12 protein-coding genes and 4 pseudogenes are annotated in these 21,893 nt (G+C 38.4%); 11 read left to right on the forward strand and 5 right to left on the reverse strand.

The window, feature by feature from the left end:
* Positions 1-152 precede the first annotated feature (152 nt).
* Together FTU42_RS13290 and FTU42_RS13295 are read right to left on the reverse strand one after the other, a co-directional pair.
* Positions 153-266: pseudogene (locus FTU42_RS13290) on the reverse strand (IS6 family transposase); the annotation flags it as partial.
* 1 nt (position 267) lies between these two features.
* Positions 268-1,155 carry a LysR substrate-binding domain-containing protein gene (locus tag FTU42_RS13295; RefSeq protein WP_159516677.1) on the reverse strand — a complete coding sequence of 296 codons (888 nt, stop codon included), beginning with the start codon at positions 1,153-1,155 and terminating at the stop codon, positions 268-270.
* A gap of 180 nt (positions 1,156-1,335) precedes the next feature.
* Here FTU42_RS13295 and FTU42_RS13300 point away from each other — a divergent pair, with 180 nt between their 5' ends.
* The 6 genes from FTU42_RS13300 (at position 1,336) to FTU42_RS13325 (ending at position 10,335) form a co-directional block, all read left to right on the forward strand.
* Entirely contained in the window at positions 1,336-2,085 is a 750-nt protein-coding gene (locus FTU42_RS13300; RefSeq protein ID WP_159516666.1) for an SDR family NAD(P)-dependent oxidoreductase, read from the forward strand.
* Positions 2,086-2,161: 76 nt separating this feature from the next.
* Positions 2,162-3,460, forward strand: a complete 1,299-nt coding sequence (locus FTU42_RS13305; RefSeq protein ID WP_180051107.1) for an MFS transporter — start codon at positions 2,162-2,164, stop codon at positions 3,458-3,460.
* Between the two features lie 15 nt (positions 3,461-3,475).
* Positions 3,476-4,321, forward strand: coding sequence for a transketolase (locus FTU42_RS13310; RefSeq protein WP_100535581.1), 846 nt, complete (start codon positions 3,476-3,478; stop codon positions 4,319-4,321).
* Positions 4,322-4,334: 13 nt separating this feature from the next.
* Positions 4,335-5,339 (forward strand): transketolase family protein, encoded by a 1,005-nt coding sequence (locus FTU42_RS13315; protein ID WP_100535580.1) that lies wholly within the window; start codon positions 4,335-4,337, stop codon positions 5,337-5,339.
* 161 nt (positions 5,340-5,500) lie between these two features.
* Positions 5,501-6,763 carry a carbohydrate porin gene (locus FTU42_RS13320; RefSeq protein ID WP_100535579.1) on the forward strand — a complete coding sequence of 421 codons (1,263 nt, stop codon included), beginning with the start codon at positions 5,501-5,503 and terminating at the stop codon, positions 6,761-6,763.
* Positions 6,764-6,894: 131 nt separating this feature from the next.
* Positions 6,895-10,335: a pyruvate carboxylase gene (locus FTU42_RS13325; RefSeq protein ID WP_218944672.1), complete on the forward strand. Its 3,441-nt coding sequence runs from the start codon at positions 6,895-6,897 to the stop codon at positions 10,333-10,335.
* Positions 10,336-10,532: 197 nt separating this feature from the next.
* Here the strand turns inward: FTU42_RS13325 and FTU42_RS13330 are convergent.
* Positions 10,533-10,940: pseudogene (locus FTU42_RS13330) on the reverse strand (IS3 family transposase); the annotation flags it as partial.
* A 193-nt stretch (positions 10,941-11,133) separates the two neighbouring features.
* Here FTU42_RS13330 and FTU42_RS13335 point away from each other — a divergent pair.
* The 4 genes from FTU42_RS13335 to FTU42_RS13350 all read left to right on the forward strand — a co-directional run bounded on the left by FTU42_RS13335 (position 11,134) and on the right by FTU42_RS13350 (position 21,195).
* Entirely contained in the window at positions 11,134-11,805 is a 672-nt protein-coding gene (locus FTU42_RS13335) for a hypothetical protein (protein WP_180076390.1), read from the forward strand.
* Positions 11,802-16,889, forward strand: a complete 5,088-nt coding sequence (locus tag FTU42_RS13340) for a tyrosine-type recombinase/integrase (protein WP_180083583.1) — start codon at positions 11,802-11,804, stop codon at positions 16,887-16,889. Before FTU42_RS13335 ends, FTU42_RS13340 begins: the two co-directional genes overlap by 4 nt.
* A 793-nt stretch (positions 16,890-17,682) precedes the next feature.
* Positions 17,683-19,338 (forward strand): HNH endonuclease signature motif containing protein, encoded by a 1,656-nt coding sequence (locus FTU42_RS13345; RefSeq protein ID WP_180076388.1) that lies wholly within the window; start codon positions 17,683-17,685, stop codon positions 19,336-19,338.
* Positions 19,339-19,962: 624 nt separating this feature from the next.
* Positions 19,963-21,195: an ATP-binding protein gene (locus tag FTU42_RS13350; protein ID WP_159139014.1), complete on the forward strand. Its 1,233-nt coding sequence runs from the start codon at positions 19,963-19,965 to the stop codon at positions 21,193-21,195.
* 17 nt (positions 21,196-21,212) lie between these two features.
* Here the strand turns inward: FTU42_RS13350 and FTU42_RS15045 are convergent, their stop codons facing one another.
* Positions 21,213-21,428: a diguanylate cyclase domain-containing protein gene (locus FTU42_RS15045; protein ID WP_159516675.1), complete on the reverse strand. Its 216-nt coding sequence runs from the start codon at positions 21,426-21,428 to the stop codon at positions 21,213-21,215.
* On the opposite strand from FTU42_RS15045, the pseudogene FTU42_RS13360 reads away from it, so the two are divergent.
* Positions 21,410-21,630: pseudogene (locus FTU42_RS13360) on the forward strand (IS1 family transposase); the annotation flags it as partial. The gene FTU42_RS15045 and the pseudogene FTU42_RS13360 overlap by 19 nt on opposite strands.
* Before the next feature lie 156 nt (positions 21,631-21,786).
* Here FTU42_RS13360 and FTU42_RS13365 read toward each other — a convergent pair.
* Positions 21,787-21,893: pseudogene (locus FTU42_RS13365) on the reverse strand (IS5/IS1182 family transposase); the annotation flags it as partial.

Below are 21,893 nucleotides of genomic sequence, written 5' to 3' on the forward strand. Positions count from 1 at the left end.
GCTTTTTTAGCGTTGGTGCACTGTCTATAACTGTCTTTAAATCCATAAATAGGTGTCCACTTAAATTTAAGTGGACACTATCGCGGTATTAATGAGTTAGAAAAAGTGGGGTTCAGCGGACGCTTACCGATGATGTTCCCTTTAAAAAGTGCTTAGAGACCGGAAACCCTGTTGATTAGACACACTTCACCCTGAGGCTGACCATAATAGAATGACGATGGTTGTCCTTTACGTAGTGCACGCATGACTTCAATACTTTTAAAAGTTTTACCATTCACTACTTTTGTTAATTTCTTCATTAATCCAGTTTAAAAAATGGTTCACTTTGAGAATGTTCTCATGGGTACGTGGATAAACTAAGTGGTGTGCGGATATGGGCACGGATAAGTCATCAGGGAAGACTTTGACAAGTTTTCCTGACTCTAAATAATTTTGGGTAAGTAAATTGCTTTCAAGGACGAATCCGAGTCCATGTGTGGCTGCTTCAAGTGACATGTAAGAGCGATCAAAACTAAAAGTATAAGGAAATTCAGGAACACTTAATCCTTGGTGAGCAAACCATTGGGGCCATGTCACGAGAGTAGACTTTGATAAAATTAATTCTTTTTTTAATAAATCTTTAGGCTTAGTTACTGGACTACGTTCAAGTAGTTTAGGGGAGGCAAGAACTTCTAGTTTTTCACTTCGAACGGTTCTAATTTCGACACCTGTCCAATTGGGAATACCATGACGAATATCAATATCAATTTTATCACGCGTAAAATGAAGGTTTTCATAAGAGCAAGATAAATTCACCTGAATAAGAGGATATTGTTCTTTAAATGATTCCAATCTTGGCAATAGCCACAGAAGTCCAAAGCTAGGAGAAGAATGGATATATAAGCTATCTTTTGGGCTTTTATCTGATGCTTGTTCAGTTGCTAACATCAAATTATGCAGGATAGTCGTTACATCTTGATAATAACGCTCACCTGAAGGCGTTAAAGTAACTCCTCGTGCGCCTCTTATAAATAAACTTTGACCAATCATTTCTTCTAATTTTGCTATTTGATGACTGACAGCAGATGGTGTGAGACTTAAAACCTCTGCTGCTTTTGCCACATTTCCTAATCGAGCAGTTTGTTCAAAAGCTTGTAAGGTTTTAATTGCAGGCACCTGATTGTAATTTTTTTCACTACTCATGCTATAAAAATCCATTTTTATTTTAAATCACTACCTAAAATATCACAGACATGAATTTTATTCATGTCTAGTTGAGTTTAACCTTATTGCTGCGACTTATAAAAACAGCGAGACTAATTAGGAAGAAAATAAATGAATGAGGAAGAACGACAAATGTTATTACAAGGAAAAGTAGCGTTAATCACAGGTGCTGCATCTGAGCGTGGTATCGGGCGTGCAACAGCAGAAATCTTTGCGCAACACGGTGCAAAAGTCATTATTGTAGATTTAGATCTTGTCCAAAGTCAGAATGCAGCAAAAGCACTAGGTGAAGGGCATTTGGGTCTTGCTGCAAATGTAGCCAATGAAGAGCAGGCACATGCAGCTGTTCAGCAAGCACTTCAGCAATATGGAAAGATAGATATTTTGGTCAATAATGCAGGTATTACCCAACCTGTAAAAACACTTGATATTAAACGTAATGATTACGATCGAATTTTAGATGTTAGCCTACGTGGCACACTCATTATGTCGCAAGCCGTGATTCCATCTATGAAAGAAAATGGTAGTGGAAGTATTGTTTGCTTATCTTCAGTTTCAGCACAACGTGGCGGTGGTATTTTTGGTGGCCCTCATTACAGTGCTGCTAAAGCTGGGGTTCTAGGGTTGGCAAAAGCAATGGCACGTGAATTTGGTGCAGATAACATTCGTGTGAACTCACTTACGCCAGGTCTTATACATACCGATATTACTGGCGGACTGATGAATGATGACCGACGTCATGACATTCTGGCTGGAATTCCACTTGGGCGTTTAGGCAAAGCCCAAGATGTTGCAAATGCTGCACTCTTTTTAGCCAGTGATTTATCTACTTATCTAACGGGTATAACGTTAGATGTAAATGGCGGCATGCTTATTCACTAAAGTTCAGTGTTAAACATTTAAAATAACATCATGGTCACGAGAGGATATTGTGGCCAAGTGTAAAGGGACTCGCATGATGGATACTGTACTTTCATCTAATACGGATGCTATTCGTAAATCAGCATATCGGAAAATTGCATTTCGGCTGATGCCATTTTTAATGCTTTGTTATTTTTGTGCCTACCTAGATCGCGTAAATGTTGGCTTTGCCAAACTTCAAATGATGAGTGATTTACAGTTTAGTGAAGCTGTATACGGCCTCGGTGCAGGTATTTTCTTTATTGGATATTTCTTATGTGAAGTACCCAGCAATATTGTATTACACAAAGTAGGCGCCAGACGATGGATTGCTCGCATCATGATTACATGGGGTATTTTGTCAGGCTGTTTTGCATTTGTTGAAACAGAGTGGCAATTCTATACCTTACGCTTCTTACTTGGTGTTGCTGAAGCTGGATTAGCGCCAGGTCTATTACTTTATCTTACATATTGGTTCCCCTCTTATCGTCGGGCCCGTATGACTGTGCTTTGGTTTATTGCGATTCCAATTTCAGGAATGATCGGTGGGCCTCTATCTGGCTTAATCATGGACCAAATGAACAATGTGCAAGGGTGGCATGGTTGGCAATGGATGTTTGTACTTGAAGCTATACCTACAGTGGTTGTTGGTTTGTTAGTCCTCGCAGTTCTTAAAGATTCTGTTCAAGATGCACATTGGTTAACAAGTGCTGAAAAGAATTTAGTTCAACAAGAAATTTCACAAGATAATCAGCAGAAAGAAGGGCATAGCAGTATTAAAGACTTCATTAGTGATAAACGCTTGTGGTTACTTGCTGGAATCTACTTTTGTGTCGTAATGGGACAATATGCAATTACTTTCTGGTTGCCGACATTAATTCGTAACTCGGGTATTAGTGACAACTGGCATATTGGCTTGTTGACCAGCCTGCCTTATATGTGTGCCATAGTTGTAATGCTGTTAGCAGGCCGTAGCGGAGATCACTTTAGAGAGCGTCGCTGGCATTTAATTATTCCTATGTGTGCTGGTGCAATTGCACTGACCTTCGCAACATTGTTTGCCTCAAATCTAACCCTATCGCTGATTTGTTTATGTATTGCGGCATCGGGTGTACTCACTGCATCTTCTTTGTTTTGGATGTTGCCAACCAACTTTTTAGGTGGTGTTTCAGCCGCTGCTGGTATTGCTGGAATCAATAGTTTTGCCAATCTCGCTGGATTTTGTTCTCCATTTCTCATCGGCTGGATTACGACTAATACAGGTTCTAATGCCATAGGTATGTTCTTAATCACAGCAGTTTTACTTGTCGGTGCCACACTGGTAACGCGCGTTCCAGCAAAACTTGTTAATCGTTAATAAGAGAAGTTAATCATGTCAAATATTAATAAAGAAGCTCGTATTGCTGAACTACAGCAACGTGCCTATAACATTCGTCAACATGCGTTACGTATGGGACAAGTACAGGGCCAAGGTTATGTTGGGCAGGCCTTAGGTGCAGCTGATCTACTTGCAGTTTCTTATTTTCATGCAATGAAATATCAGCCTGAGAATCCTGAGTGGGAAGGACGAGATCGCTTTTATCTTTCAATAGGTCATTATGCAATTGCTTTATATGCAGCTTTGATCGAAGCAAAAGTTATTCCACTTCAAGAACTAGAAACTTATGGTTCTGATGACAGTCGTTTACCTATGTCAGGCATGGCAACGTATACCCCTGGTATGGAAATCACAGGTGGTTCATTGGGTCATGGTTTAGGCATTGCGGTAGGTGCTTGCCTCGGATTAAAGCAAAAGAAATCAGAATCTTTTGTTTATAACTTCCTATCAGACGGTGAGCTGAATGAGGGCTCGACATGGGAAGCTGTCATGTCAGCTTCACATTGGAAATTAGATAATCTCATCGCAATTATTGATGTGAATAATCAGCAAGCCGATGGGCATTCAAGTGAAATTCTAGCTTTTGAACCGATTGTAGATCGTTGGCAGTCTTTTGGTTGGTATACCCAACGCGTAGATGGCAACAATATGGAAGCTTTACTTGATGCTTTCGATCAAGCGAAAAGTCACGAAGGAACATGCCCAAGGGTCATTATTTGCGATACCAAAATGGGTAAAGGTGTTTCATTTTTAGAAAGCCGTGAAAAAACACATTTTATTCGCGTGGATGAACGTGAATGGGATGAAGCTTTAAATATATTAACCCATTACGGCAAATAAGGAGTCTAGATCCATGAGCCAATTAGCGAACTCTCCTAAGAAAAAATTAAAAACGTCTGCCATGATTGCTTCTATTGCTGCAGAAGGGCAACCAACCAAGTCTGCACCATTTGGACATGCTTTAAATGCACTAGCGAAAGAGCGTGATGATATTGTTGGATTATCAGCAGATCTATCCAAATATACAGATTTACATATTTTCGCGAATCAAAATCCAGACAAGTTCTTTCAAATGGGAATGGCCGAACAACTCTTGATGAGCGCTGCTGCTGGATTAGCTCGAGAAGGTTTCGTTCCTTTTGCCACGACTTATGCTGTTTTTGCTTCACGCCGAGCTTACGATTTTATCTGTATGGCGATTGCCGAAGATAATCTAAATGTGAAAATTGTAGCAGCCCTTCCTGGTTTAACTACAGGATATGGACCAAGTCACCAAGCAACAGAAGACATTGCCATTTTCCGTGGAATGCCAAATCTAATGATCATTGATCCATGTGATGCCTTGGAAATTGAACAGGCTATTCCGCAGATTGCTGCTCATCAAGGTCCTGTTTATATGCGCTTGTTGCGTGGTCAAGTTCCATTGGTACTGGATAAATATAACTACCAATTTAAATTGGGTAAGGCCCAAGTCATTAAGCCTGGTAAAGACCTATTGATTATTTCTACCGGATTACTGACCATGCGTGCGCTTGAGGCAGCGGAAGAGCTAGAAAAAGAAGGGGTAGAGGTTTCTGTATTACATGTACCTACGATTAAACCATTAGATGAACAGACCATTTTAGACGAAGTAGCTAAAGGAGGTCGTCCAGTTTTAACTGCTGAGAATCATTCTGTGGTTGGAGGCTTAGGTGAAGCAGTTGGAACCTTGCTATTAAGAAATGGGCAACATCCACGTTTTGATATGATTGGTTTACCTGATGCATTTTTAGATGCAGGCGCATTACCAACACTACATGATCGTTATGGTATTTCTACAGAAGCCGTTAAAGCAAAAATTAAAAATCACTTAACCTAAGAGAGTCCAACTCTGTTAGTGAATTGAGCATGGTGTATGACAGGAGTCCCGCCATGCTGCAATTTTATCACACCACTTTTAATCCAATTTAATCATTCAAAATAGCTTATTCAATTAGCTGTTTAGGGAAACTTATATTCAAAATTTGCAGGGATTGTGCAATGAAAAAAAGTAATTTTTTATGTCTTATTAGTGTACTTATTGGAACAAATACAGCTTGTTTTGCTGAGAACTTATTTGATGTAAATCGGACAAATTTAACAGGGGATTGGGATGGCAAACGAACAGCTTTAGCAGATAAAGGAATCAAATTTGATGCTAGTTCCAATCTCGATATTGCTTATTTAGCAGATGGTGGATATGCCCCACGACAAGACCCAACATATGTTAGCCAGTTTTCACTCGGTTCAACTTTAGATTTAGAAAAATTGATAAATGTAGACGGGGTGAGTGTCAGAGTATTAATTATGGCAAGACAAGGGCAAAGTGTATCAGTAGAGCAGATTTCCGATCCGCAAGCACCGCAATTGGCCAATGTACAGGCAAATTATGGTCGGGGTAATTCGGGTACAAGGCTTGCAGAACTGTCGATTGAAAAGAATTTCAGTAACGCAGTTACCAGTATTCGAGTTGGGCGTTTTGCCATGGGAACCTATTTCAATGTGATGTCTTGTGACTTTCAAAATAATTCTTTTTGTGGTGCACAAATGGGGAAATGGCAAGGCAATAAATGGATTAATGCACCTGTAAGCCAGTGGGCAGTAATGTCTAAATATAGTTTTAATCCTGAAGCTTTTATTCAATTTGGTGTATTCGAATATAACCCAAAAAACTTGGAAGAAAACGAAGGATGGAATCTAGATACAAAAGATGCAGACGGTTTTAATATTCCTGTCGAGTTGGTATGGCAGCCTAAAAACGCAGTTAATGACTTGCCTGGAATATATCGTATAGGAGCATTTTATAATACTTCTGATGAGGCCGATAATCAAAAGGACATCGTAACAGGAGAGTCTGAAGATAATACATATGGAGTATGGGGAGGAGTAGAACAGCAGTTATCGTCTAGGAATTTACCAAATCAAGGATTATATGGATTCATGAACTTCAGTTTCCATAATAAAACTACGAATAAAATTGGAAATATGCAACAAGTTGGTTTGAAATATATTGGTCTTTTAGATACCCATGCAAATGATATTTTTGGATTAGCAATAAACAGAATAAGTGTTAGCGACCGATTCCGTGCAAACTATTCAAATATTAATGAAGATGCTGAATATAATTTCGAAATTAATTACTCCTACTTCCCTGTTAAATGGTTAATGCTACGACCAAATATGCAGTACATCATCCATCCAGGTGCAACCAATTATATAAATAACGCTTTAGTACTAGGCTTCAGTTCGAAAATTATTTTTTAAAAATTAATGAATTGTTATTTCAGCTTTTGAAATACGAACTTTTCCTTTACTAGCTAAAAAAATATTTAGCGCCAAACTACGAATATCTTTAATAAGATTATGAATATATTACGAAATAAATGGGTATATAAATGATTAAGCCTATCCAGAAAATACTTATTGCTAATCGTGGCGAGATCGCGATTCGAGTCATGCGTGCTGCCTCAGAAATGGGCATCCGTACAGTTGCAATTTATGCAGAAGAAGATAAATTTGCCCTGCATCGCTTTAAATCGGATGAAGCTTATCAGGTAGGGGCAGGGAAAAAACCAATCGCTGCCTATCTGGATATTGAAGATATTATCCGTATTGCAGTTGAGGCAGGGGTAGATGCTATCCACCCAGGTTATGGCTTCCTGTCTGAAAACCCTGAGTTTGCAGAGGCTTGTAGCCAAGCTGGCATTCGCTTTATCGGTCCAAAACCAGAAGTAATGCGTCAGTTAGGCAATAAAGTGATGGCCCGTAAGGTTGCAATGGTTGCATGTGTGCCAGTTATTCCTGCTACAGCAGCACTACCTGAATGCATTGAAGACTGTCAGTTACTGGCAGCTGAGGTAGGCTATCCACTCATGCTCAAAGCGAGCTGGGGCGGTGGAGGTCGTGGCATGCGCGTGGTTGAACATGAGAAGGAACTCGAAGATGCAATTACTGTTGCACGTCGTGAAGCCAAATCTGCGTTTGGCAATGACGAAGTTTATCTAGAGAAACTGATTCGCCATGCCCGTCATGTAGAAGTGCAGATATTAGGTGATACCCATAGCAATATTGTGCATCTATTTGAACGAGATTGCACTGTCCAACGACGTAATCAGAAGGTGGTTGAGCGTGCGCCTGCACCTTATTTGTCCGAAGCCCAACGTAATAAAATATGTGAGGCCGCTTTAAGATTGGCTCGCGCAGTAAATTATACTCACGCCGGTACGGTCGAGTTCTTAATGGATGCTGAAACAGAAAACTTCTATTTTATTGAAGTTAACCCGCGTATTCAGGTGGAGCATACAGTCACAGAAGAAATTACTGGCATTGATATTGTTAAAGCACAAATTCGGGTGACTGAAGGTGCCGCGATTGGAGATGGTAGCAGTTTTATTCCACCCCAGGAGCAAATTAAACTGTTAGGCCATGCATTACAATGCCGTCTCACCACCGAAGACCCTAAAAATGGCTTTATGCCGGACTATGGACGTTTGACCGCATTTCGTAGCGCAACTGGTTTTGGGGTACGGGTAGACAGTGGTACTGCCTATACTGGTGCAGTCATTACGCCTTATTATGATTCATTACTGGCTAAGGTAACGGTTCGTGGTGCAAGTGCGGATGAAGCTAATGCCCGTATGCTACGAGCATTACAAGAGTTTCGTATTCGTGGTGTTTCAAATAATTTGGCATTTCTAGAAAATGTGGTGACACATCCTCTATTTACACAAGGTACCTGTACTACCCGATTTATTGATACCACTCCTGAATTATTTAACCTTAAACCTAAGCAGGACCGTGCGACAAAGTTATTAGAGTTTTTAGGTGACATTACCGTCAATGGGCAACCTGAACTTAAAGGACGTCCGCTTCCTGAGACAGTTCCAGCTCCAGCACAGTTACCAATATTTAACTTGAATCAGAATATTCCAAGCGGAACCCGAGACCAGTTTAAATTACTGGGTGCAGAAGGGTTCTCAAATTGGATGCTAGATCAAAAGCGTGTATTGGTTACTGATACCACTATGCGTGATGCCCACCAGTCCTTATTTGCAACACGAATGCGGACCGCAGATATGTTGGCTATTGCACCTTATTACTCCCAGATGGCCAGTGAGCTATTTTCACTAGAGTGCTGGGGGGGCGCAACCTTTGATGTGTCGATGCGTTTTTTAAAAGAAGATCCGTGGGAACGTTTAGCTAGACTTCGTGAAGCAGTGCCGAACATTTTATTTCAAATGTTGCTTCGCTCATCTAATGCCGTGGGTTATACCAACTATCCAGATAATGTGGTTCACCACTTTATTGCACAGGCAGCACAAGGTGGAATCGATTTATTTCGTGTATTCGATTCGCTAAATGCAGTTGATAACATGCGGGTTGCTATTGATGCGGTTCGAGAGTCGGGCATGTTGTGTGAAACAGCAATCTGTTATACCAGCGATATCTTTGACAATAACCGCAGATATAACCTCAACTACTATGTTGATATGGCAAAGCAGCTACAAAAGGCAGGAGCCAATATCCTGGCTATTAAAGATATGGCGGGGATATGCAAACCAGCCGCAGCACGTGAGCTGGTCAAAGCATTGAAAGAAGAAACCGGACTGCCAGTTCATTTTCATACCCATGACACCAGTGGTATTGCAGCAGCCAGTATTTTGTCAGCAATTGAGGCAGGCGTAGATGCTGTTGATACTGCCATGGATGCCATGAGCGGTCTCACTTCACAACCAAGCATGGGCTCTGTGGTTGCGGCCTTACAAAATACAGATCGGGACACAGGACTTAACCCTAACAACCTGCAACAGCTTTCGACATACTGGGAAGGTGTGCGCCATATCTATAAGCCGTTTGAGGCGGATATGCGTGCTGGTACAGCTGATGTCTATCATCATGAAATGCCGGGTGGACAATATACTAACTTGCGTGAACAAGCTCGTTCAATGGGTATTGAAGAGCGCTGGACGGAAGTATCTGATGCCTATGCACAAGTTAACTTATTGTTCGGTGACATTGTTAAAGTCACTCCAACCTCTAAAGTGGTGGGTGATATGGCCTTATATATGGTATCGAACAATCTTAGTCCACAAGATATTGAAGATTCTGAACTTGAAATTGATTTCCCTGAGTCGGTGGTTTCCCTGTTTAAGGGGGAGCTAGGCATACCAGTACATGGTTTTCCAGAAAAGTTACAGAACAAGGTATTAAAAGGTGCAGCCCCGTTAAATGACCGTCTTGGTGCAGTTATGCCACCAGCCGATCTGGCGGGTAAAAAAGCAATGCTTGAGAATATGTTTGGGAAACTAGTCACTGAACAAGAATTGGCGTCATACCTGATGTATCCAAAAGTCTTTACCGACTTTATGCAGCACGAAATGAAATATGGCACGGTCTCAAGTATTCCATCTTCAGCGTTCTTTTATGGTCTAAAAGAGCAAAGTCCAGTCGAAATCGAACTTGAACGCGGTAAAGTACTCGAAATAAAACTGTTGGGCCGCTCAGAAGCCAAGGATGGAGTGATTGATCTGTTTGTAGAGCTGAACGGCCAGTTACGTCTGGTTCAGATTAAACAGGCAAGCCAAAAAGAATCGACGGCTCATTCAAAGGCAGACCCGAAGAATACAAAACATATCGGTGCTTCGATGCCGGGCATGATTAGTACAGTACCTGTAAAACTTGGTCAGTCTGTCAGGAAAGGTGAAACCTTATTTACCATTGAAGCAATGAAAATGGAGATTGTGATTAAAGCTGATCAGGACTGTGTGGTTCAGGAAGTTTTAATGGGTGTGGGTAATCAGGTTAAAAATATGGATTTAGTTTTAATATTAAATTAAAAGATTTAGTTATAATTTTGGCACTGTTGCAAATAGAGATTTGAGTCGATGATGTTCCCTTAAAAAGTTCTTAGAGATCGAAAAATCTGTTGATTAGATGTATTAATTCAGACTTGATCGGACATAGCTCTTGAAAAATAGGAAGTTACCCATTTTGATGTGTGCTGAAAAAACAGGACACTTCGACTTGGGAGATTCTATGCAGCCAATTTAAAAAAGTCCTCTGCTGTTTGATTTGGTGTTTTAAAATCCAGTCCTTTCTGAACTCTCTGCTGATTATAAAATAGCTCTATGTATTTTGTAATATCTGCTTTAGCTTCCTCTCTTGTTTGATAGTTGCGATGATGAACCAATTCATTTTTTAATATTCCCCAAAAGCTCTCAATCGGTGCATTATCGTAACAATCACCGCGTTTAGTCATTGAACCCTGAAATCCATATTTTTCAAGTATATTCCGATATTCATGACTGCAATATTGACTACCCCTATCTGAATGAACGATCAAGCCTTCAGTTGGCTCATGATTGCCAATAGCCATACTCAGTGCATTACAAACAAGCTGTGACGTCATACGCTCATTTAAGCTATAGCCAACGATTTGTTGGCACTGTTGCAAATAGGCTGACATGATAAGCTAAATATCTTAGATTGGTGTAAAAATAAAGTTAGTAAATAAATTATATAAATCAAATACTTTTTTATTAAATATAAAATTTATTTGATTTAATTTTGTTAATTTTGGGACTGTGTTATTCTACTATTGTGACGCTAAAAATAACTTACCTGTGCAGAAAAAAATGATGACACCATTGCTCATTGATGCATTAACAATTTCTGAAGGCAGGTTTGAAAAACCATGCCCAGTTTTAGTTTTGAAAATGATGTTACTCAATGAGGAAATGAGCCGGGAGTTTTCAGAAAAAATTAAAAATCAAGCATTACTACTGCTCGCGATATATCGTAAGTTACTGCTTGCTGTCGATAGGGACTTATGTAAGGTAAAAACTCTAAAGGATAGTGTGAAAAGAAGACACTGGGCTAAAGTGGATAAAGCACAGGACAAGATGGTGGTTGCAGGCCAACTTCGACTAAAGAGTTTAGATCCAGAAGAAATGATTTTATTTTTAAATACACAGCATTTTTTGAAAAAGCTGCCGATTTCCTTTGTTCAAGAATTGGTTAATTGGGCATCACCGGTGGTGAGTGGTAATTTTTTAATCGAAAATGTTTTAGCTGGTTATATCGCCCAGAAGCTTTTGCCATTAGAAAGAATTAAAGTGAAAGAGCTGGGCAAGTCTGTGCAACCATATTTTCATTTAGCTAACTTTTCTGTATTTTTACCTCGACTGGAGGAACTTTATCAAAAATATCAGCAGCAAATTGTTCGTTTGGCGCCAACGGCAGAAGTTGCTTTAGCTTTAACAGACTTTGGAAAAGCATGGATTTATCGTCTTAGGAGTAGGCTATGAATATTTATTTTAAGCAACTGCTAGAATGGATAAACCAGAATACCCCTATAGAAGAACAAAAACTCCTCCGAGCATTATTTTTATTACGTGCACATTATAGCTTAGCCGGTATCGTTGTCATTTGTCAGCGAATTTTCACTTTGATTGGTGATAATGAATTACCAGAATTTCGTGATGAGCTTAATACGTTAAAGATCATTAGTAGATTGCAGGATTCTAAGAAATATGCACATTTTTTCTCAGAAACAATAGATAGAAACAGACATACACCCACGCCATTACGTCCATACACTGGAGACAGTGGAATTTGTGATTTGCTATTGATTCAAGCAGGAGAAAATCATAATAATGAGAGTTTTGATACTGTAATTATTTGGTTTTTAGAGCAAATTTTTCATTTTCAAGACAAGGTACATGCTCTTGAGCTTTATAGTAGTTATTTAAAGGGTGATGGAAGCATAAAGCTGAAAGACCAAAAAGGATCTCGTGTGTACAATGCCTTTTTAGCGATTAGGCTATTAGGTGATGCTGGTAATACACAGATTTTAGAAGATGTAAAAGCTTCACTGCTTCAAAATTCACCGAAGCAACTGATTCAGTTAATGTCTGTTCATAATAATGATGAACAATTAAATAAAATTTATTATGCATTAAAGCTATTTTTATCACAAATCTGGCGAAATAATCGGCTAAAAAATAACAAAAAACGTCGAGAGTTTTTACACCGTATAGGGATAAAGCACAAAAAATTGATCCTGCAACGATATGGTTCATTAAGTATTGCTATTCAACCTTTAGAAGATGTAGATGAAATTCATCGTGGTCTAGTCTCAGATGTATTTGAGCATGATGAGATTGAAGAAGATGAAACACCATTGGAGCCCTTGTTTAGATTTTTTTTGGCAGAACAATCCGATTTACTTCGAGGGTTTTATGCATCTAAGTCGACTTCTCAACATATTGAAGCTGCAAATGTTGGTTTAGTTTGGACCAAATCGCGATTGTCCTTAAATTCAATTCAAGAAGTATTTAGACTCTGTCAACCATCTCATACAGATACCAGCATGATGTTACGCGCAAAATTAGCTTTGATATTAAGCTTGCTCACCGGACGTCCGGTGGGTGAATTTAAAGCGCCAAGTTTTAGTCAAAATACTGGTCATAATAATATTACTGGTCATAATAATATTACTGGTCATAATAATATTACTATTAAGTATGATCATACTTTATCTGCATATGTATTGAGTATTTTAGCTGGGACACCAATACTCAAAAAAAAGCCAAAAAAATCTAAATTTCACGTGCCATGGACCAACGAGTTACATTTGATTTTACCGATTGAACTCAATGATTTGGTGAGTCAAGTCAAAAATCTTGGGATTACAAGACAGCATATTGCAGTTGAACGTGACGCGAGTGAACTGATTAACCGTGTACCTAAAGAGCTAGAAATCAGCCTCAAAAGCATTCGAGATATTCTTCCACGGTTGTTATATGATCATAGCCAAGGTGATTTAGCTGTCGTTAAAGCAGTGACGAATGCATCAGGTCGAAATTATGATAACTTGATTCATTATGCCTCTTTTGAACAGAGGCAACTTGAGCAACTCTGGGCTGCTTGTTTAAGAACGATAAAAATTAATATTCCTGAATATATATACTCTTCCAATAAGCGGGTGGGTAGCCCAATTGGAATAAAGATTATTGAAATACAAAATGAAATTGCACGAATAAAAAATTATATATATCAAGCCAATGAACAGAAAGATTGGCAGATGTTCTTTAAGTACTTAATGTCATATACGGAATTATGGATAAATCTTGCCACAGCTGGTCGAGGGATTAAACAACCCTTTCCAAAGTGGATCAGTCAGCAAGGCTGGGCCTTGATTCAAGATAAGCATCATCAAAATGAATCAACTGATCGTTATGTGCCATTGACTCCAGCATTGATCAAACAAATTCAAAGTTTACGTGGTTTGATGGGAATGTTGGGGGAGCAAATTGAGCTACGTGTTGATTTATCATCTTATGCTGTGCAACTGTATGATCCTCATCAGATTGAAGATTTAATTAGAAATTGGGCACGGAAGTTGGTTCGCTCTGATCGTAATCAGTTACCTGGGAGGTTCAAGGACGCTGGACTTGGGCACTGGATACGGGGTCGTCATCCATGGGATATATTATCCGTATTTCCTGTATCAGCCTTTAAACAACAGTGGCTTGATGTACAAGAAAACTTGCAAAAACAATTAGGTTTCGAGTGTATTGAAGATTTTGATTTTTTAAAAATCAAGAATGTTCCTACATTTGTTTTAACTCAAGAGACTAAAACAGTACAAGTAGAGACAAAGCTTAGAATAGAGTTTTCAGAAAATGATGTAAAAGAATGGCTGAAAAACCCAGACTATAAGTCCTATTATCAGCTGATTTTTGAGGAAAATCCTGAGCCACAAGTAGCTTTAGAGCTTGGCCATCTATTAGCCTCAAATTTAGCTAAAAATAAAAATATTGATTTGCCTCAAGCGATTAAAGCATATTGTGCTTATATTCGCGATGAAGCGAAAATTCCTTTATTCGTTCAGTTACCTCAAAAGGCTCATCGTACATGGCTGACATCTGAAAATAGTTTTAGTACATGGTGTTATATAGAACAAAACTTACTTGATCATATTCAGAAGGATTTAGAACATTTACCTGAACATCAAAATTGTGATGTTGAAATAGGACGTTTGCTGGTTGTACTCTCCATGTATTCACAACTGTGCAGAGTGAGCCATTTACAAGCGATGTTGGAGTTTATTGCTTCTGATCAACATATAGTCGCTATGGGGAATAGTCGGCTCGTTGAACTGACAGTGAATAATGATAGATCTGTGACAAAGATACGCCGTACAGTAATGTTAAGTCCTTATGTCTCGACGTTAATTTTAGTAGACCGACAGTATCTACAGCCCCGATTAGAAGAGATTTTAGCACAGCCAAGAAATCAACAAAGAACGGCTTGGCAAAAGTGTTTTAATACATATTTAAAACAAATAGGGGTTAAGTCAACTCTATCGTTAGCTCAATGGTTGAAAGCTTTACAGCAAAATGTGATGTTAAATAGCACTCCGTTGATTGCAGGTTATATATCAGGCCAAGTCCTGACTGAAGATCTTTCAATAAATGAATTATTACGCTTATTCGAATATGAAAAATTAACCACAAATTTAGATAGCACTGAGCCAGAAAGTGAAATAGAAATAGACGATGAGCAACTACATTTGTCTGATATTTTAGCGATGATTCAGCAACTAAAAGGTGAATCTAGATCAAGCATTTGGCTTAAACAGCTTGCTAGTAATAAAACGAATCGCTACTCAGTCAATTTATTAACATGCTTTGTGCAATGGTTGATTTTACGCTGTGATGCAGAAGAGTTAAGTCTACAGAATCGAAATATGATTCATCTACATTTAGCTATCGTCAGTGCAGGTATATTGGGGTTTTCAGAAGATTTAACAAAAGATAGCCAGATTAATGAAGATGTATTTCAAAAATGGATGGAGTTGACGCAAGAGCATTTTCCACACCGCAAGCATCTCGCAGCGTGGAATCGCTTTAGGGATTTTTTAATTCAGTTAAATGATGATCGGATAAAGTTACACAAGCGTGCAGCACATCAAGCAAGTGCTAAAGTCTTTTCAAAAAATGAAGTGCAGCAGATCGTTCAAATCTTACAATCTGTAGAGTCTGGGGTGAATGATGCTGCTTTACGTCTAGAGATTCAGCGTCATTTTCGTTTATCTGCGGCGATGGGTGTACGCCGTTCAGAGGCGCTTCATTTACGGCCCTTAGATATTGATGAGGATATGCTCAGAATTCGTCCTTATGGTGAGCATCAGTTAAAAACACTTGGATCAGAACGTGTTGTTCCGATGAATTTATTAAGCCAGACGATTAAAAAGGGATTAGATGATATTTATAAGAATAAAAAAGATTCAATATTAATTTCCGATGAGAACAGTGAGCATAGGACTTTTTTTGATCAAATATCTCAAATATTAAAGAAAGTCACTGGAGATGTTGATCTCAGCTTACATCATTTAAGACATACGTTTGCAAGTGCATATACTTTAAAGTGTTTGCAAACAGTGGTGGATTTTAAAGCGCTGACGATAGAACTGCCATGGCTACAAACTTGGATGCCATCGAATGAGCAATTTAATACGCTAGTAGGCAATGAAGGACAGGTTGGGCAAGGGATTAAGGCGATTAGTCGAGTGCTTGGACATTTACATGAATCGACAACATTAAAGCATTATATTCATATCTTATTTCTAGCTACTTATGCCTATAGCATGCAACAACAGCAACCCAATTTACATACTGCATTTTTTAAGCGAGTCATGAGTCGGAGTAATTTATTCAGGCATTTCCAAGCGATTAACCAACACAATGGTAATCTAAAATATGAGTTGAGAGATACCATCGAAAAATATGTGCTCAAAAAAATAGAAAGTCAGAGGTGGGTAATCTATGCTCAAAAAAGAGGGAATTCGACGGGTAAAGTAATTAAACACGAACTGTTTCAAAAGATTGAAGATATTGAGCGGTATCTTATTTCTGGACAGGGGCAGCCACAATTAGATATTGAGCCCTGGAAGAGAGCTTTAATTACGATGTCAAACATTCCTTCAGGTAAACGTGGTTCAAATATAGGAAGACATCCATTCTTGACACAAGGAAAATTAGCACGTTTGCCTGAATTACTAAGGGCTGTAGATTTTAATTTCGCACAAGAGATTTTAGAGCGATTTGATTATTTAGAACAAAACCAATCAGAAACTTACAATTGGTTAATAAAAAAATGGTTGTATGAAAGTAATGTAACAAAAGTATTGATGCATTTTACGGCAGAGGATGAACCTATGCTTTCAATCCTTACAGAACATCAGTTTTTTCCGATAGTGATGAAACATAATAAATATGATTATTTTAGAATTATGTCTCAACAAGCGTCATTAAGCGCCGTGCGATGGGTACTAGCATGGTTGAGTGTACGATATTTGGTGATTAGAGATCATATCAGAATTTAAGTAAATATGACTTACGCACGCTTTATTACATAAAGTTTTGAAAGACAGCGCTACCCTAATTGAGCTAAATTCAAGTGACAATTTGGGTATAAGTGCAGCCAAATTCTGTGAATTTGTTCAAGACAGCTACGTGTGCATAAATATCATTTACCTGACTACATCATACCTTGCATTTAATATGCTGCTAGAAGCCGTATAGCATCCTTCCTTGTGCAAATAGCCTAAGCATATATCGTTCAACCTAAGGGGCCTAGGAATCAGCGACTTTGATTTGTTCTTTGCTTTCAATTTGATCCATATGTTATCGATTTATATTTTTTTATTTAAAAATGAATAAAAAAATTCTAATTCGGTTTGACCAAAGAAAAAGATACCCATATGATAATTACATTACAGCAAAATCTGTAATCGGGCGTGGAAACCTGAAAATTACTACAGAAGCATTAAAACCGCTTTAGCGGTTTTTTGTGCTTATTATGCTTAGTTTGCCATTATGGTAGGCCAGGCAGGGCAGTCTATGACTGGCCGTCTTCTGTAGTGCGGTATTTCCACCCCTGTTTGGTCTACCTCCATCTCGTGGAAAAGATGGTTGTAGATAGTCAACTCTAAACTACAGGTACTAAACATGAAGATTTTATTATCTAATCCCCCCATTTCTCTTAGGTCTCTTTTGTTAGCGCTGACTGAATATTGACGGTCATTTAATTCATCGCTTTAACCAAATCGAACTATATACACTTTCAAATTTCGTACTTGAGCGAAAGTAGGACAGTGTTGTCTGGAGAAAATAAAAATGGGTCCAACACGATTATTGACCAATATTATTCAGCGTAAAGTCATGTTGCCAGAAGAAATGTCACCTTCAATGCAGCGTGACAATTTTGAAGTTGCACTGACTGATTTTGAAAAGCATCCAATCATCAAATGTTTATTTAAGGCGGATAACCAGCGTTCTACGGAATGTTGGAGCGTGCAAGAAATTGCAAACTTTATTGAGGATTGCACAGAAGATCAAAACATCAATTTATGCATTTTGTATTGGAAAGATATACACGGCAATATTTACATTATTGATGGGGCACATCGTCTTTCCTGTATTTATGCATGGATCAATAGATATTTTGCGGATGAGCAAGTCCCTCAAGCACCTAATTTCAATGATCAACAAAAACAAGATATTCGTTACCTCCGCAATTATTTAGGAGATCTTGCTGATTTTCAAAAAATTTGTACTGATGCCGAATTTGCAGAAAAAAAATCGAAATTAGGCGATATTAAAATCAGTTTCCGGCAGGTACTGGGGACTCCAGAAGATGCGCGACGGGTATTTCAATCGATTAACTCAGATACTAAACGTCTAGATAAATATGAGGAATATCATCTCAGAAGTCGCGGGAGTGACGCCTATTATGCGATCTATGCCTGTTGTTATATCAATGACAATAAATCTAACTTGGAAGAGCTCCAATATACACGTTTAAATTCGCTGATCGAGTTGGGGGAGAAGATCCATCAGCTGCTTTTCTCTACCATATTATTAGATACTGAAATGAGTCATGGCAAAAAAATTGGCTTGGTCAATGAGCTCATGAATATCATCGCGGGTGATCAGATTCATAATATCATGAGCCTGAATCAGGGTGAACGCGTTGAAAAGATCATGTCACATCTGTTTACGGTCCTTTGCAGAATGGCCACTCCTGTAAAAAATACTGGGGTTCCGAGTTTGGGCTTACATCCGTTCTTATATTTTTATAAGGACCAGCGTTTTCAGATTACTTCCTTTCTGGCATGGTTTGCTATTGTGTTTGAAATTCATGAAAGCCTGATGCAGATTCACCATCGAACCATTAGCTTTAAAGAGTTTACACGTGTCCGCCGTAGTATTGAGTTCTTGATTGCCAATTTTCCAGTGGCGACCACTGAAACGGTCGGTAAGTTCGGCAGTGGGATTAAAGGCTATGATCGGCTACAAATCGTTTATAAAGCCTTTATCTGTTTAAGCCTGGAAATGGATGTCGATTTTGAAGATGAAGAATGCCTGAACACCTTTATTTTGTCGATGTCAAAGGCTTTCAAGTACATCAACTTTAATGAGTTTTATTCTGAAAGATTTTTGGGTAATTATGATGATGGGGTTGTAGAGCATGTAGTCGGATATGTTGAATCGATTAGCCCGATCTCTCGATCAAAGCCCAAGGCCTTTTCAGCATTAACCAAAAATTTGCTTAAGCACAATTTTCTGGTGGGTAATCATAACTTTTGCCCCATTTGTGATGGATTAATCTATCTCGATTCTACTGAATCGGATCATCGGATTGCCAAAGCCGCAGGTGGCCAAGGGGTGCTAGAGAATGGTCTGCTGGTTCATCCACTCTGTAATAGAATGAAATCAGATCTGAGCCTGGAAGAGATTAGAGCGGATTTGTTTGGTGAATTACTGTATTAATCAGCAGAGTGATGAACTCATTTTCTCAAGTGTGTTAATTAATGATAAATCACATGATTTAACTTTTGATATATTCAGCCAGTGTAGCTTTTTTTAATTAAGTGCAGAATCATAGCTAGAAGCTAGCTGTAGTTTCTGAATGACCGTCAAGGTCCTTAGTTTTGCCCATTGATCCCTCTCTGGGCATTTTTTTTGATCAAAAATCATGTGTAGATGCCCTAGAATAAACCTTTTAGCATTTCATAAGCAATCAAGATTAAGCCTGACACCATCAGCACCACAAAAATGAGTTCCACTCTAGTTAACATAGTAATTCCATTTACTTTTCACTCAATTTATATGACAAATAAGTCGTAGCAGCAATGACATAACATGACATAGAAAATAATCAAAAAGACAGAATTTGGATTATCTCATCGATGAAAACCTATCAAATTTCGTCTAAAGAGTAGACCTGGTATCTTGGAGCTTGTCGTGATTAGCGTCTCTAAACTGCTATAACAGCAGTTTAGAATTTTAAATATTTCACATGAACTAGAAACTTTCCTTTTAATTAAATATATTTTAACTTAGTATCTAAACTTTGATAGAATTAATTAAAACTTTAGAGTTTAAGTGGAAACAATGAGAAAAACTAATATTCGACGTGATAGCTACTTAAAATTTCTGAATACATGGCAAAACCGTGATGTCATTAAAGTGCTTTCGGGTGTACGTCGCTCTGGAAAATCCACCTTGCTGGCGATGTTTCAACAAGACCTAAAAGCACAGGGGGTACAAGCCGAAAACATCATTGTCATCAACTTTGAATTTATGGAATTTGAAGAACTCACCGATTACCGTAAACTACATGATTATGTATTGTCAAAAGTTGATGAAAGCAAGAAAAACTATGTTTTTTTAGATGAAATACAACATGTTACCAATTTTGAAAAAGTAGTCGACTCTTTATATGTTCGGGATTATATCGATTTATATATTACAGGTTCAAATGCATTCTTTCTGAGTGGAGAACTTGCGACTTTACTCACAGGACGCTATATCGAGCAACATGTTTTACCCTTGTCATTCCAAGAGTTTAAACAGTGGCATATTGAAAATAATCCGATCATCCAACAATTATCCAATCGTGATTTGTATGCTATGTACACGCGAAGTAGTTTCCCCTATACGCTTGCCATGACCAGCCAGCAGGAAACCTATGATTACTTGCAAGCAGTCTATGCCAGTGTAATGTTTAAAGATGTTATTCCCCGTTTAAATACTGCCGATATTAACTCTCTCGAGCGTGTCGCAAGATATTTGGCAAGCGTGACAGGCTCACCCATTTCCATCAATAAAATTAAAAATACCTTTGTTTCAAGCGGGGTTAAAATCTCATTTGAAACAGTGAAGCGCTATATTCGGGGCTTACAGGACAGTTTGCTATTTTATAGCGCCGCACAGTTTAAAGTACGTGGGCGTGAGTTATTACAATCCTCTGAAAAATACTATTTAGTTGATGTTGGATTGCGCCGCATTATGTTGCCTGATGCTAATGCTGATCAAGGTCATATCTTAGAAAATGTGATTTATCTTGAGCTTGTCAGACGAGGTTATACGGTCTATGTAGGGCGGATTGATGAATATGAAATTGATTTTGTTGCTGTCGATACTTTACAGAATTTAACTTATTATCAGGTGGCATTAGAAACCCTCAATGAGGAGACACTAAGCCGAGAGTTACGTCCATTACAGAAAATTTCTGATTCATATCCCAAGTATTTACTTACCTTAGACACGATCGGGACTGAAGCCAATTATAATGGTATTGTAAAAATGAACGCTCTTGATTGGTTGCTGTCTGAAAATAAGTAAAGTGGAGTCTACTTAGGTTAGTTAAAACACACTCTGTTTCGGCCATTATTTTTAGCTTGGTATAAACGTTGATCTGCGGTTTCTAAAGCACTCATTAACTGGGACTCTGCATCTATTTTGGCGGCCCCAAAACTTGCAGTCACTCGAATCTGATGAACAAAAAGGTGCCCTTCAATCTTTTTTCGTAAGTGAACCGTACCGGGTTTGTCGGAGGCGAATTTCGAGTAATTTATGGGACAGTTTTGTCACTGCTTTTAAAATTATAAGCAATCGATTGGTAAGTTCTTTACTGTAGGTATTGAAGGTAATAATTGCAGAATCAGGCATCGGCTCAGGCGTGGATTTAGGAGAAGCTGTAATTTTTCGAAAAAGTTAGAAAACCACTTTAAGGCTTTCGATTTAACCTTCTTCCACATCAATAATGGCTGCATTTAATCCCAGCATACTTTTTGAAACACCACCACTTCAATTCAAACAAATTTTAAGAAAAAATCTAAAAAAATTCTCTTTAGAATCTATAGGAAAAACCTAATAAGAATCAAGAATATATACCAAATGATAAAATTTTAAATATTAGGGTCTGTTGACATTTCAAGTATAGAATTTACCCGATAAAGGTAGCCAAATAAATATACAAGCTAATACAACTGCCCCCTCATAGCTACACTTTAGCTTATCATATCGTGTTGCTATTCCTC

This window comes from Acinetobacter sp. YH12102 (assembly GCF_013419125.1).
GTDB classification, from domain to species: Bacteria; Pseudomonadota; Gammaproteobacteria; order Pseudomonadales; family Moraxellaceae; genus Acinetobacter; species Acinetobacter pseudolwoffii.